Below are 13,127 nucleotides of genomic sequence, written 5' to 3' on the forward strand. Positions count from 1 at the left end.
CGATTCTAAAGCATCAGAATGGAGTGGGAAAGATGAAACAAAAGCTACCGGTTTTTGTATACGGCACTCTTTTGGAAGGATTTCCAAACTACGAACGGTACGTCCGACCTTATAGGCACGATGCATTCCCTGCAATTATAAAGGGAGAATTGTATCATTTGCCACCGGGATATCCTGGTTTACTACAAGGTACGAACGAAATTACAGGTACTGTCCTCTACTTCGCCACCGATGAGTACGAAAGCGCACTGGCAGGCTTGGATGAGTTGGAGGACTATTACGGAGCGGGCGATTTGCGTAATGAGTATGAACGGATCATCGTACCGGCGAGACTGATCGGTACGGCAAACAAGGAAGTCATGGCTTACGTTTATCGCTATTTGAATGAAGCGTACGTCAAATGGAAAGGGATAAGGCTTGCTCATGGGGATTGGCGCCGCTTTATGCACGAGCGGCAAACTGAATAGGCAATGACGCTTTTGCCAAAACTGGTAGGGAAAAGGAGGGGGCCCTGCCATGGAAATGCTTCAGAAAGATCCAGCACAGATTTGGCGCCTGCTAATTCCAGAGAGTTATTGGATGTATCCGGACCAAGTGCCTGATGACGAACTGATCTTTCATTATCGTGACCATATCTATTTCGTGAACAACGATGGCTCTGTTTTAGCGATGCCAAAGCCAGCCTGTTTCGATCTGTTAGATTTGGGTACACTGCTTGAGTACCTGGCCACTTCTGATGATACGGTTGACTTTGATGATGAGGGAGAATTCGATTTTGGGTTTGTATTAAAGCGAATGGGTTACATCGTACCGGTTAAAGAAAAACGCGAAAAAGCGACGTATCAAATTGAAATTATCAACACAGCGTTGCCCAAAGCGCATGGAACCCGCTATGAATTGAAAAATGTTCACTTTGTGTTCGCGCTTTATCATGCACTGATGCGTTGTCATGAGCTCAATGCGAAAACCGATTGGGAATATGAGCACGAAGTGAAGCGAATTGTTAAGGTAGATTCTAGCGCGGCTGGAAAAGTGCAAGTGAATCTGTAATTTCTACTATTGGCATAGTGAAAAAAAGTGAATGATAGGGTATGATAAATAGGTACATATGAATGATTGGTGAGGAGGAAGAAATCATGACAACAGCTGTAGAGCGCCAAGGCGCATTTGCTTTCAAAGGAGCACCAGTTACTCTGCTCGGTCCTGAAATCAAAGTAGGAGATACTGCTCCTGATTTCACAGTAGTAGGTGGTGACCTGTCTCCTGTAACTCTGCAAGATTCCAAAGGAACGGTTCGCATCATCTCCGTAATCCCTTCTATTGACACTGGTGTATGCGACGCTCAAACTCGTCGTTTCAACGAAGAGGCTGCGAAATTGGATGGGGTAACTGTCCTGACGGTTTCCGTTGACCTGCCATTCGCCCAAAACCGTTGGTGCGGTGCTGCTGGTATCGACAAAGTAAAAACCGTTTCTGACCACAAAGATCTGTCTTTTGGTACAGCATACGGCGTAGCAATCAAGGAATACCGTCTGCTGTCCCGTGCCGTATTCGTTGTGGACGCAAATGACAAAGTAGTACACGCTGAGTATGTGGCTGCTGCTGGTGAGCATCCAAACTACGAAGCTGCAATTGCTGCTGCACAAGCTGCGAAGTAAGCAACAAAACAGCTCCAAACAGAACCAAACCTTTTTTCGTACGAGTTGCGAAAAGAGGTTTTTTTATTTGGGGAAATTCCCTTGACATTAAAAGTAACCACTGGTTATATTATAACCACCGGTTAGTAACCAGTGGTTACAAAAGATAACGAAGGCTGTATCGAGGAGGACATAGCTTTATGGTCAGCAAACAGGAATTGCGATCAGAGGAAACGAAACGGGCCATTTTGACGGCAGCGGGTGAACTTTTCGCCAAAAGGGGCTTTGATACGGTGTCTATACGAGAGATCGCGAAAGCAGCAGGCTGTTCTCATACTACGCTTTACATTTACTTTAAAGACAAGGAAGCGCTCCTGCACCAATTAGCCGAGGGGCCATTGCAGGGATTAGCGCAGCAGATCGAAACCACTCTCGAAAGCGACGTCCAATCTCCCGAAGATAAATTACGCAAAGTCAGTTTGTTATTTATCTGGTTTTCGCTTAAGAACCAAAACATGTACACGCTATTTTTTATGACCAAGGCGTCACGTATTGATGAAGAGTCTTCTACAAGCCAGTTGCAAAAGCTGCGGACTCATCTGTTCCGACTTTTAAGGCAGGCCGTGTCGGAGTGTTTGCCAGCGAGCCTGAAGGAAGAGGAGGCTCTGGCGTACGCGCGGATCTATTTTTATACCTTGCAAGGAATCGTAGGAACGTACACGCATTCGGAGGAACCGCTCGAGAGCTTGATGGAAAGGCTGACCCCTACATTTGAGTTGGCAGTAGAGGTCATGCTTGCCGGATGTAAACAAAACGCGAGCAGAGGAGAGGAAAAGAAATGAAAGTAGAACAAGTCTCTGAGCATATCTGGTGCATTCGTTCGTGGCTGCTGATACCGGTGCGTGTCTGGGTAGTAATTGAGCAAGATGGTGTCACTTTGGTTGATGCCGGGATGCCCTTTATGGCAATAGGAATTCTGAAAGCAATCGACGGGCTGGGAGCTGGACCGTTGAAGCAAATCCTCTTAACCCACGGTCATTCCGACCACGTAGGGGCGGTCCAAAAGATCATGGAAAGGAAGTCAACTCCACTATATGCGCATCGAATAGAAATCCCGTATATGGAAGGAGAACAGCTGTATCCTGGTCGCAAAAAACGAGAAAGGAATGTGCAGCCAGGGCTTGCAAAGCCGTTGCCTGAAACAGAGGACAAAGAACTGGCGTCAATCGCAGGCTTGCGCCCTTATCTCACACCAGGACATTCTCCAGGGCATGTCGTCTATTATCACGAGAAGGATCGCGTACTTTTGGCAGGAGATCTGTTCACGTCAAAACGAGGCAGACTTTACCGGCCGATGCCGATGTTCACCGCTGATATGGCTGGCGCATTGAAGAGCAGTTTGATTATTCGAAAACTACAGCCGAAGCATCTCGAAGTATGCCACGGCAACTCCGTGAAAAACCCAGCCGAACAGCTCGATGCCTATTTACAGGAAACAGCCACTTCCTACTCCATTCCAGCTGGTACTTGGCAGTAGAGGTAAGCTAGGGAAAGTTAAGAAGGTCAGGTCAGTTTTTTGCTCATCAGAACACTCCGGTAATTGGTCTGGTTCCATTGTGTGTATGCGACTAACCGATAGCCGCGTGCCGTGTAGTAACGGATCAAGTGATGTGCACCTTCGGCAGTATCCAGCGCCAGTTCTTTTGCGTCATCTTGGACGGCCATCTCCTCGACGCGACGAATCAGCTCGTCACCGATTCCTTGTCTGCGATATTCGGGATCGACAGCGAATTGTCCGAATTTGGCTACGTTGGGCTGGTCGTACCATGGTGCTCCTTTTGCAGAAGCGGGTGGGTAGTACAAGATGGTAGCGATTATCTTCCCATTCTGTAAGCCGACCAGGCAGTGGGCGTTTTCCATCCTTTTAAGAGTCATCGGGGCGTCTTGGTGAGAGGCAACGAATCGAAATCCCATCTCAGCCAGAGTTTGATATGATTTGTTGAGCAAGCGGGTCAATTCTTCAATAGAATCTGTTTGAGAGTCAAAATCTCGAATGTGAAGGCTAGTTAGAGGGATGTGCGTATCTGGCATGGTCATTCGCTCCTTTTCTGTATTACGATTTTGTAAATTCTGATAGTATAGCACGAATTGTCGAAGCCGGATGAAACGTACCGGCTTTTTTCTCGTCTTATTAGAGAGGTGATTGGATGAAAAAGGTAGGAATCGCTGCCCAGCTCTATCTGACAGCAGCATTATTGTTGACCGGTTGCCAGAATAGCTTCATCAATCAAGCAAAATCGCAGGAGCTCGCCCAACCACCTGAGCCGGTTATCGCTTGGAAGGGAAAGTTGGCCGCGACTGTGCCGACAGCATCTTGTTGGAGCTATGAAAACGAAGCGCATTGCACAGATAAAGCTGCACCACCTGAAATTGTTGGTGAGATGAAGCCAAAACCCCTGCAAGTCAAACCGGGTGCCACATTGTCAGTAACGTATGCAGAAGCACCGACAGAGAACTCTTTGCGTGTGACCCAGTGGATTGGAACGAAACAGATCGAGCAATCGCTTACGAACGGCAACCAATGGAAGGCGCCGGATCAGCCGGGCTGGTACTTGTTTGATGTTCGCGGTCAATGGATGCAAGGGGATGCAGGGCACGCCTTTGTGATTGAAGTCCGGGATAGCCTGCAGATGTCGCCTCTATAAAGATCTTTTTGGTATACTGATCCGAGAGGTATGGCCAAAAGGAGAGACAGCATGTTAGAAGAGTTGATTCGCTTTACCGCTGATGAAGCGGACGCAGGACATACAGTAAGGGATGTATTGCAAAAACGTTACGGAGTCTCTAGACGCCTATTGATTCGGGCCAAATTTAAAGGGCGAATCACCCGTAACGGCCTGCTGGTATTTGTTAACGAAAAGCTGCAGGCGGGAGATGAAATTGCGGTCATGGTGGAAGAGGATGCCGAAGAGACGGTAGCTCCCGAGGAAATGCCGCTTTCAATCCGCTATGAAGACGATGATCTGATGGTGATCGCAAAGCCGGCAGGGCTGGTCATTCACCCTACAGGGAATCATGCGAGCGGTACGCTTGCCAATGGCGTGATTGCGTATTGGAAAAGCAAGGGGGAACGGCGCAGATTCCGCGCGGTTAATCGTTTAGATAAAGATACCTCGGGTCTGTTGATTGTGGCTAAAAATCAGTGGGCGCATGAACAGTTTAGCAGGATGCAGCAAGAAAGAACCTTGCACCGCACCTATCACGCGATCGCAGAAGGGGAAGTCAAAGCCGATGAGGGCACTCTGGATGGTCCAATTGGACTCGCCGATGATTCTTTTATTACCAGGCAAGTACGCCCCGATGGACAAGCAGCTGTCACTCATTTCCGTGTTATAGCGCGAGGGGAGGGCATGAGCCACCTGGAGGTAAAGCTCGATACGGGGCGCACCCACCAAATACGTGTGCACATGAGCCATCTGGGGCATCCATTGGCGGGGGATGATCTGTATGGGGGAAGCCGGACTTATATTGGAAGACAGGCGCTGCACGCAGCACGCCTCAGCTTTTTCCATCCTCGAAACGGTCTCTTGATGGATTTCACGGAACCGATGCCCCTGGACATGCAGCAACTGGCAGCAAGATTTTTCTAGGGAAACATGTCGTAGGAATGACAGAGGCGAAAAATTTCGTCATTTTCCTCTGGTAATTCGAAAGCGTTTTCGATATGATAAGAGCAATGAAACAAACGATGAACAGTGGAAACACTGGGACGAGAGCTGGTTGTCTGCGGGGAAAAATCCCGCAAGATTTTTTTCGGTAGCAGACAAAGCCCAGCTTGCGCCTGATGCATGTTTCGGAACGTTTGACAATGGGGTGCCCCTCGTATTTGTCATGCAACCGATTCGGCTTGGGGGTGAGCTGGGTTTTTTGTTGCATAAAGAAAAGGGGAGGAACGAAAATGGCTTTTTACTATCGAATGGGAGAGGTTCCACACAAACGGCATACTACCTTTTACAAGCCTGACGGGGAGCTGTACCGGGAGCAGGTCATGGGTACAAAAGGGTTTTCCGGGATACAGTCCATTTTGTATCATCACAATCCGCCTACACAAGTCCGTGAAACACGCAAGTATGCGGATGTAGGGCTCGAATTTGTGGAGCAAGAAGGGCTTGTGCACCAGCATTTTCAAACCTTTCAATTTGAGCCTGAGGGGGACCCTGTTTTTGGCCGCCGTTATTTAATGGGCAACAACGACGTCGTCCTCGGAGTATGTGCGCCGACCGAGGCGATGAATTACTTTTATCGCAATGCCGATGGGGATGAAGTTATTTTTGTGCATCAAGGCACAGGTGAACTGCAAACCATTTTCGGCACACTCACATACAGACCGGGTGATTATTTGGTCATTCCCATCGGAACCACATACCGGATCGTCCCTTCCGCGCAAAGCCGGTTTTTGGTCATCGAGTCGCAAAATGAAATTGTTCCTCCCAAGCGGTATCGCAACGAGCACGGGCAATTACTGGAGCATTCGCCATTTTGCGAACGCGATATCAGGGTCCCGGAAAAGCTGGAAACGCATGTCGAAAGCGGCGATTTCGAGGTCCGGGTCAAGCGGCAGTCGATTGTGTACAGTTACTTTTTTGACTTCCATCCATTTGATGTCGTAGGGTGGGATGGGCATTTGTATCCATATGCATTAAGCATTCACGACTTTGAACCAATCACTGGGCGCGTTCATCAGCCGCCTCCAGTCCATCAGACCTTTGCGGGACAAAACTTTGTCATCTGCTCGTTCGTTCCGCGTATGTACGATTACCACCCGCAGGCGATCCCGGCGCCGTATTTTCATAGCAATGTAGAAAGTGATGAAGTGTTATACTACGTAGATGGCAACTTCATGAGCAGAAAAGGCGTCTATGAGGGGTCGATCACCTTGCACCCGATGGGGATTCCACACGGCCCGCATCCAGGCAAGGTAGAGGCTAGCATCGGCAAAAAAGAAACGAAGGAACTGGCCGTCATGCTGGATACGTTCCACCCGCTGCGCGTCACCCGACAAGCGCTGCAAGTGGAGGACGGGGCGTACATGTCGAGCTGGTTGCCGCCACGAGAGTAAAGAAGAGGGGTAGCCTGTATGGAAATCGCAATAAGTGATATAGCCTTTCAGGAAAAATACAAGCTGTTGATTGGATGTATTGTACCGAGACCAATCGCCTGGGTGACGTCTCTTGGAGAGGACGGAGTTATTAATGCCGCGCCGTTCAGTTATTTTAATGTGGCGAGCATCGAGCCGATGATGGTGTCCATCGCGATCATGAGAAAACCAGAGGGCGTCATGAAAGATACAGCACGGAATATCCTGACAATCGGACAATTCGTAGTCAACATGGTCGATGTCCATAATGTAGATGACATGAATCAAACGTCAGCCAATTATCCGCCGGATGTCAGCGAAGTGGAAGCCCTCGGGCTAGATCTACAACCATCTGCTCTGGTCAAAGTACCGCGTCTCGCAGCATCGCGCATTCACTTCGAATGCAAACTGCATCAGATTGTAGAGCTGGGCACCCCCACGACAAGTGACTTGATACTGGGCGAGGTTGTACACGTCCATGTGGCTGATGAATTGTATGAGGATGGAAAAATAGACGCAAAAGCCTTTTCACCTGTCAGCAGGCTGGCCGGACATTCGTATGCGACCCTGGGCGAGTTGTTCGACCATCCACGACCAGTATATACACCTGATGCCGAAAACAAGTAAATAGGAGACACTACAAAAAAGACCGTTCCCGCTATTCTGGGGGGACGGTCTTTTTCTGTGAAAAGCACCTCGCGTCTTCGTTACTCCAAGCCAGGATAACGAGAGACGGCATCAGGTCTGATCCAGCGGTTGTACTCTCCAGATGTGCTGGCATTGACTGGCGGGCCGTAGGGAGTCGCGTTGGGCTCCCAGCCAAGGGGATGAACTACGTTTTGCTGGTAGTAATACTGACGGTCACTCTGGATAAAGGAACGATCCACCTGATCATTCGGAGTACAGCCTGCGAGCAGGAAAATCGTTAAGAACGCGAGAAGCGGCATCGCTGATCACCTCACCAGTAGCGTGAACCGGATGCCGATGTTTCATGCAAGCTTGGCCAATATCCGTCCAAAGACGGAGGGCAAATCCCTCTGTGGACCATTTTGTCATTTGCATTATCAAGGTATCTTAGTATATACAAGGCAAACGGATACTGTAGAGAGGAAGGAATGCTATGATGGAAAGACGTTTATACCGTTCACAGCAAGATAAACGGTTATTTGGAATCTGTGGTGGAATTGCACGTTTTCTAGGAATTGACTCTACGCTGGTTCGCGTGGGGGTTGTCATTTTAACGGTTTGTACGGGGATACCCATTTTGATTTATTTGCTTTTGGCGATGATCATGCCCAAAGAACCTCGCTGGTCGTACACTCCCGAAGGCTTTGACCCATATGACTCACCGTATCATGCGCAAACCCGAATGAACGATTTGGATTCCGAAATCGATCGTTTGGAAAAGCGTGCGCTGGTGCAGGAAGTCTATCGCCTCCGTGAAGAGCTGGGGAAATACAAAGGAATATAACCTAAAAAGGAGACTTTTTACCCTTGTGGGTGGAGTCTCTTTTTGGTGCTTTTTTGTTTTGGGGCCCATTGACTCAAAATGGTCGTCAACTATTGGAACTTTGCGCATAACATGTAAGGTGGATAACGTACATAGGGAGGGAAAAGCAGTGTATCTCGGCGTTTTTGATTTGAATCAGCGTTTGGAGCAAACCCGTAAAGTGCTGCGGGAGAAGCAACATCTGAAAAAGCTGATTGAAGAAGACATCCAAGCATTAGAAAAAGACGTAAAAGATCTAGAAGCGATGACAGACAAAAACAAACTCGCAACAAGTTCTCAACGGTAAAAACGAAAACCCAAAAAAAGTGGCAACTGCGATAATGTGCAGATATGCCACTTTTTCTATTCATGCGATCTAGCTATCGGATAGCAGAGTCGAGCAATTTCTCCACAATGGAGGGGAGCATCCGAATCGCTACGCTGTTCGTTCCGTAGGTTTGGCTGTCGGCGTAGGTTCCCTCCATCAGCAGGATCAAGGTATAAGCGAGCTCTGTAGGATTGGCTGCACCAAGTAATGTCGTCTTTTCGAGAAAGGCATCCTGAATGCGCTTTTGATGAGCACACACCATTTCACGGACAGGATGAGTGGTATCGGGAAATTCGACCGCTACATTGATAAAACAGCATCCGCGAAATTGATCACTTGAGGCCCTCGCAGCCAGATCCGAAAAGAATTGGATCAATTGCTCACGAGGCTTTTCGGGATGCCAGCTGAGGCCCTCTTCCCATTCCTGCCAAAAAGCTTGCTGCTTTCTACTCATGTAAGCCAGAATCAGGTCAGTCTTGGATGAAAACTGGCGATAGACGCTCATTTTGTTGATTCCTGCTCGCTCGACGACAGCGTCTACACTAACGGCATGAATCCCTTCCTGGTAGAACAGTTCTTCGGCAGCATTTAAAATGATTTCTTGTGCCTTTTTGCGAGGAATCCGGGTGCGCTTGTTTGCAGTCATAGACAAAGCCCGCCTATGATTTCCAGATGTCTGCAACGATCTCAAATGAGCGGATGCGATCCTCATGATGGAACATTTGAGTCGTGATCATGAGTTCATCGGCTTGCGTTGCATTCAACAATTGCTCTAGCTCGTGTTTCACGGTATCAGGGTTACCGATGACCGAAGAGCGCAGCTGGGATTGAACGGAGAGCTTTTCGAATTCACTCCAAATTTCATCCATATTGTCTACCGGCGGCTGGATAGGCTTAAGGTCGCCACGGATGATGTTCAAAAATGCCTGGAAGTGGGAAGTAGCCAGACGCTGCGCTTTTTCATCTGAATCCGCAGCCATCACATTGACGCCGACCATCGCATACGGTTTGTGCAGCACCTCTGATGGACGGAAGCAGTGACGGTATGTTTGCAGTGCAGTCAACGTGTAATTCGGTGAAAAATGACCCGCAAATGCAAACGGAAGGCCAAGCAAGCCAGCCAGGCGCGCTGAGAAGTCGCTTGAGCCGAGCAGCCAAATGGGAATATTCAACCCTTCGCCCGGAATGGCACGCACACCCGTAGAGGTGCCGTCGTTTGCGGGTGGACGCAGATATTCGCGCAGCTCTTCCAGAAGCTCCGGGAAATCTTCTCCGCCGATTCGCATATCACGGCGCAAGGCACGAGCCGTACGTTGATCGGCACCGGGAGCTCGTCCAAGACCTAGATCAATACGTCCGGGATAAAGAGATTCAAGCGTACCGAATTGTTCCGCGATGACCAGTGGAGCATGATTGGGGAGCATGATCCCACCGGAGCCGACCCGCAGCTTTGTTGTTCCGCCAGCGATATGACCAATCAGCACGGAGGTGGCGGAGCTGGCTACACTCGGCATCGAATGATGTTCTGCGAGCCAATAGCGCAAAAAGCCCCACTTTTCCACATGTACAGCCAGATCCAGGCTGTTGCGGAAGGAATCGGCCGCAGTCCCTCCCTGAATGATAGGGGCAAGATCCAAGACGGACAATGGTACATCACTAAGTGATTTAGATGTATTTGTTTCTGGCATGTTTGGGTGACCCTCCTTTGACGATGAGCGGGGACGTGCTTGATGCATTTTTTGTTACTACTCGGTAACAAATGTAATTGCATGATACGTACCAGCAAGATCTATGTCAAGGTTCCGATGTTCTTTGCAGCACATTTGATGTAATCCTTCACCAAGTTTGAGAAACGTATCACAAAGTGTGAGACAAATCCACAAAGGTTGAGACAAGTATCATTTGAAATCCGCGTCATATCAAGGTGCAATTTCATAATGTGTGAGACGGATAAAAAGTGAGTTTGAATTCACAGTAAAATATTTTTTAGCTATTATTTGAGGTTATCATATCGAATTTCCATTTGTTCATTGTTTATACTTATCCCCATTCGGCCTATAATACTTGCCAGATTAAGAAACATATTAGGGGGAGAGGATAAGACAATGATCGATGAAGATGGATTTGGCAGATGTGATCACTGTAACTGTTATTTCGAAGAAGATCTGGAAGAACTAATATTAACTAATTCATCAAAAACTATGGTCTGGCATTTCTGTTCATGGAGGTGCTTGACCCAATATTCCAAGAAAATCATTGAATTGGTCGTTCATGTGGATGAGGAAACAAAGAGGGTATGCGAAATCAAGGTCATCCAATGTGAAGAAAAGAGAACATAGTATTTTGTTCAATATTATTAGGTTCTATAAGAAAAACGGTTTGGCTCTATGCCAAACCGTTTTCACGTAAAAAATATATGATCTGTTGCTTATGATGATTATCGTGGGCAACAAATTCTTTCAAAATATATGAAAGAGAGTAGGGGGTTCCAGTGTGTGGACAATGTGAAACGCCATTGGCAGTCAAGTGCTCATGCAATTCGGTATCGGGCATGTCCCAAAGCTGAGTAACAAGTTGTTCTCTGATTTGAATCACTTCCGCAATCAATCCTGCTTGTGAAACACCTGACCTTGAATAAACTGATGCCCTTTGATTATACGTATCAAAATCAGGGAAGACCATTCCTTCTCCTTTTCTTATTGAAGGGAGTATCTTCGAAATCAAGTAGTTGTCCCAATTCATAATGTGGGCAACAATCTCGCTTATCGACCATTTTCCAGTGGAAATGGGTTTGAACCACGTATCAGTATCCACTTTCTTTAGTGTAGCCACCCAAGAAGCAAATTCTTTGAAACTTAGAATGTCATTTTGATCTTTCACAAAAATCCCCCTACTTAGAAAATAAACTTACCAAATTTTATCATAAAATCTCTGGATAGAAACGTGTGTTCTTTCCTTGGGTCAGGATTCTGAGGCTACTCAGAGGAGGAGAGGAAGGGTATGGTAAAATGAATATGGGGGTGATAACAGTGAATCTCATTGTTTTCTTGTGGTGGATGTCAGGGATTCTCTCCTTTGGTGTTTTATTTTTCGCAATCGTGGCACAGTCGTCGGTGTTGGCGCTTATTAGCGCGGCATTGATTCTTCCTGTGGCGTCTTATTTTGGTGGAGCTGGAAATGCCATTCAGCTCATTGGATTGTTTCCACTGATTCATGTCGTGTTAGCCGTTGTTTTCTACTGGAAAAAGAAAAGGAGGCGAACCTGATGTATTTAGAGGAAGAGGCTTACGGAATGTTAAATTGGGGATTTGCCGTCGTAATGGTGATCCAATTGATTTGGGTCGTTTCTTTGAAGATACAATACAAATTCAACAACGAAGTGTTCGGCTGGTTACTTGCTTACCTTGTTTCCTTTGCATTGGCGGGGTACAAACTGTTAGAAGCGATCAATACGTTTGAAATGAAACATCCGATGGGTTCTGAAAATGCATCCGCCAGCATTGGCATGTCGGGGATTTTGTGGTCATTCAGCGTATTTTGTATGCTTTTTGGTCTATCGCGCCTGCTATCGAATCGAAAGGGGGATGGAGGAGACGCTGATGAAACAAAATCCTCAACATGATGTGGATCCGAATGCCTCTCCATGGGTAGATCCGAACTTGGAAAGCATCCAAAGAGTTGAAGGAGGCGCACCCAAAAAAGTGGTTTGGGGAGCATTGCCGAAGTGGTTGCAGAAGTTCGGGATTACTTTCATAATCATATTTTTCGCTTTGATCGCGCTACTGGTTTTTTCTGCTCTTACGAAATAACCTCTTGAACATAAATAGTCCCACAAATGGCGGCTGTATTTAACGAATAGGAAAAAGTTTTCGAAAAAATAGAAGTAAGTGGCGATGATAATAATGTTAGAGAACCGCAAAGCTGCATTGAAAGGGAGTAATCTGTTATCTTGAATGAATCACTACAGACTTCGGAGGAAGTACATCATGAAACGAGTGCTGTTGTTTTCAGTGATTATCTTATTTTTGGTTGCATGCGGGGAAAGGAACGGTGAAAAGAACGAACTGATTCAGGGGATCTTGTCTGATGAACAGGGCAAATATTTTGTTCATGTTTATGTTAAAAGGGAAACAAATATAAATACGCAACAAATTGAGGAAATGGTTGATGCTCGTTATGAAGGGAAAACAAAGAAATTAACCTTTGCATATGTTGACGATTACCGAAAAGATGCGAACATACTGGGCATAAATACGTACCCAACATACGTTGTATTGGATGACAAAGGAATTGTCCTACAAACCAGTGATGAAGAGGAATTGAAGAAGTTCTTTCAGTTGTAAGGGGATGCAAGCATGAACGAAAGACTTCCTGCAAAAGAATTGGCTGATCATTGTGGTGTATCGATACAATTGGTCCGACGATTTTGCGAAACGGGAGAAATCAAAACCGAAAGTGGAATGATTCCGAAGTCCGAACTACGCGTAAATTCGATTTGCTTGCATTGGATTGAAGAGAAATAATTATTCTGGTCTC

At 47.0% G+C, this 13,127-nt stretch carries 21 protein-coding genes; 16 read left to right on the plus strand and 5 right to left on the minus strand.

Going from position 1 to position 13,127, the window contains the following annotated elements; translation table 11 throughout:
- Nucleotides 1-32 precede the first annotated feature (32 nt).
- From ACIFQN_RS08110 to ACIFQN_RS08130, 5 genes are all read left to right on the plus strand, one after another.
- Complete coding sequence (locus tag ACIFQN_RS08110) at nt 33-467, plus strand: gamma-glutamylcyclotransferase family protein (RefSeq protein WP_429832503.1); 435 nt, start codon at nt 33-35, stop codon at nt 465-467.
- A gap of 49 nt (nt 468-516) precedes the next feature.
- Nucleotides 517-1,050, plus strand: coding sequence for a hypothetical protein (locus tag ACIFQN_RS08115; protein WP_429832504.1), 534 nt, complete (start codon nt 517-519; stop codon nt 1,048-1,050).
- Nucleotides 1,051-1,136: 86 nt separating this feature from the next.
- Nucleotides 1,137-1,658 (plus strand): thiol peroxidase, encoded by a 522-nt coding sequence (tpx, locus tag ACIFQN_RS08120; RefSeq protein ID WP_103109947.1) that lies wholly within the window; start codon nt 1,137-1,139, stop codon nt 1,656-1,658.
- Nucleotides 1,659-1,837: 179 nt separating this feature from the next.
- A complete protein-coding gene (locus ACIFQN_RS08125) occupies nt 1,838-2,479 on the plus strand; it encodes a TetR/AcrR family transcriptional regulator (protein ID WP_429832505.1) in 642 nt (213 codons plus the stop codon).
- Entirely contained in the window at nt 2,476-3,174 is a 699-nt protein-coding gene (locus ACIFQN_RS08130) for an MBL fold metallo-hydrolase (protein ID WP_429832506.1), read from the plus strand. Before ACIFQN_RS08125 ends, ACIFQN_RS08130 begins: the two co-directional genes overlap by 4 nt.
- A 26-nt stretch (nt 3,175-3,200) precedes the next feature.
- On the opposite strand, the gene ACIFQN_RS08135 is transcribed toward ACIFQN_RS08130, so the two are convergent.
- Entirely contained in the window at nt 3,201-3,728 is a 528-nt protein-coding gene (locus ACIFQN_RS08135; RefSeq protein ID WP_429832507.1) for a GNAT family N-acetyltransferase, read from the minus strand.
- A gap of 116 nt (nt 3,729-3,844) precedes the next feature.
- Between ACIFQN_RS08135 and ACIFQN_RS08140 the strand changes: the two genes are divergently transcribed.
- The 4 genes from ACIFQN_RS08140 to ACIFQN_RS08155 all read left to right on the plus strand — a co-directional run bounded on the left by ACIFQN_RS08140 (nt 3,845) and on the right by ACIFQN_RS08155 (nt 7,401).
- Nucleotides 3,845-4,342 (plus strand): hypothetical protein, encoded by a 498-nt coding sequence (locus ACIFQN_RS08140; RefSeq protein WP_429832508.1) that lies wholly within the window; start codon nt 3,845-3,847, stop codon nt 4,340-4,342.
- A gap of 51 nt (nt 4,343-4,393) precedes the next feature.
- Entirely contained in the window at nt 4,394-5,287 is an 894-nt protein-coding gene (locus ACIFQN_RS08145) for an RluA family pseudouridine synthase (protein WP_429832509.1), read from the plus strand.
- 308 nt (nt 5,288-5,595) lie between these two features.
- On the plus strand, nt 5,596-6,756 hold the full coding sequence (locus ACIFQN_RS08150; protein ID WP_429832510.1) for a homogentisate 1,2-dioxygenase: 1,161 nt from the start codon (nt 5,596-5,598) through the stop codon (nt 6,754-6,756).
- Between the two features lie 18 nt (nt 6,757-6,774).
- Entirely contained in the window at nt 6,775-7,401 is a 627-nt protein-coding gene (locus ACIFQN_RS08155) for a flavin reductase family protein (protein WP_429832511.1), read from the plus strand.
- 80 nt (nt 7,402-7,481) lie between these two features.
- Here the strand turns inward: ACIFQN_RS08155 and ACIFQN_RS08160 are convergent, their stop codons facing one another.
- The gene (locus ACIFQN_RS08160; RefSeq protein WP_429832512.1) at nt 7,482-7,721 is read right to left on the minus strand and encodes a hypothetical protein; all 240 of its coding nucleotides are present in this window, start codon (nt 7,719-7,721) and stop codon (nt 7,482-7,484) included.
- Between the two features lie 173 nt (nt 7,722-7,894).
- Here ACIFQN_RS08160 and ACIFQN_RS08165 point away from each other — a divergent pair, with 173 nt between their 5' ends.
- Together ACIFQN_RS08165 and ACIFQN_RS08170 are read left to right on the plus strand one after the other, a co-directional pair.
- Complete coding sequence (locus ACIFQN_RS08165) at nt 7,895-8,245, plus strand: PspC domain-containing protein (protein ID WP_429832513.1); 351 nt, start codon at nt 7,895-7,897, stop codon at nt 8,243-8,245.
- 148 nt (nt 8,246-8,393) lie between these two features.
- The gene (locus ACIFQN_RS08170) at nt 8,394-8,570 is read left to right on the plus strand and encodes a hypothetical protein (protein ID WP_429832514.1); all 177 of its coding nucleotides are present in this window, start codon (nt 8,394-8,396) and stop codon (nt 8,568-8,570) included.
- Between the two features lie 73 nt (nt 8,571-8,643).
- On the opposite strand, the gene ACIFQN_RS08175 is transcribed toward ACIFQN_RS08170, so the two are convergent.
- The 3 genes from ACIFQN_RS08175 to ACIFQN_RS08185 all read right to left on the minus strand — a co-directional run bounded on the left by ACIFQN_RS08175 (nt 8,644) and on the right by ACIFQN_RS08185 (nt 11,471).
- On the minus strand, nt 8,644-9,237 hold the full coding sequence (locus tag ACIFQN_RS08175; RefSeq protein WP_429832515.1) for a TetR/AcrR family transcriptional regulator: 594 nt from the start codon (nt 9,235-9,237) through the stop codon (nt 8,644-8,646).
- 13 nt (nt 9,238-9,250) lie between these two features.
- A complete protein-coding gene (locus ACIFQN_RS08180; RefSeq protein WP_429832516.1) occupies nt 9,251-10,279 on the minus strand; it encodes an LLM class flavin-dependent oxidoreductase in 1,029 nt (342 codons plus the stop codon).
- 697 nt (nt 10,280-10,976) lie between these two features.
- A complete protein-coding gene (locus ACIFQN_RS08185; RefSeq protein WP_429832518.1) occupies nt 10,977-11,471 on the minus strand; it encodes a DinB family protein in 495 nt (164 codons plus the stop codon).
- 149 nt (nt 11,472-11,620) lie between these two features.
- Between ACIFQN_RS08185 and ACIFQN_RS08190 the strand changes: the two genes are divergently transcribed.
- The 5 genes from ACIFQN_RS08190 to ACIFQN_RS08210 all read left to right on the plus strand — a co-directional run bounded on the left by ACIFQN_RS08190 (nt 11,621) and on the right by ACIFQN_RS08210 (nt 13,114).
- The gene (locus ACIFQN_RS08190) at nt 11,621-11,857 is read left to right on the plus strand and encodes a hypothetical protein (protein ID WP_429832519.1); all 237 of its coding nucleotides are present in this window, start codon (nt 11,621-11,623) and stop codon (nt 11,855-11,857) included.
- Nucleotides 11,857-12,213, plus strand: a complete 357-nt coding sequence (locus ACIFQN_RS08195) for a hypothetical protein (RefSeq protein WP_429832520.1) — start codon at nt 11,857-11,859, stop codon at nt 12,211-12,213. Before ACIFQN_RS08190 ends, ACIFQN_RS08195 begins: the two co-directional genes overlap by 1 nt.
- Nucleotides 12,191-12,400, plus strand: coding sequence for a hypothetical protein (locus ACIFQN_RS08200; RefSeq protein ID WP_429832521.1), 210 nt, complete (start codon nt 12,191-12,193; stop codon nt 12,398-12,400). The genes ACIFQN_RS08195 and ACIFQN_RS08200 overlap by 23 nt, the downstream gene beginning before the upstream one ends.
- A 177-nt stretch (nt 12,401-12,577) precedes the next feature.
- Entirely contained in the window at nt 12,578-12,934 is a 357-nt protein-coding gene (locus ACIFQN_RS08205; protein ID WP_429832522.1) for a hypothetical protein, read from the plus strand.
- 12 nt (nt 12,935-12,946) lie between these two features.
- Nucleotides 12,947-13,114: a hypothetical protein gene (locus ACIFQN_RS08210; RefSeq protein ID WP_429832523.1), complete on the plus strand. Its 168-nt coding sequence runs from the start codon at nt 12,947-12,949 to the stop codon at nt 13,112-13,114.
- The last annotated feature ends 13 nt before the right edge of the window (nt 13,115-13,127 follow it).

This window comes from Brevibacillus sp. NRS-1366 (assembly GCF_050467985.1).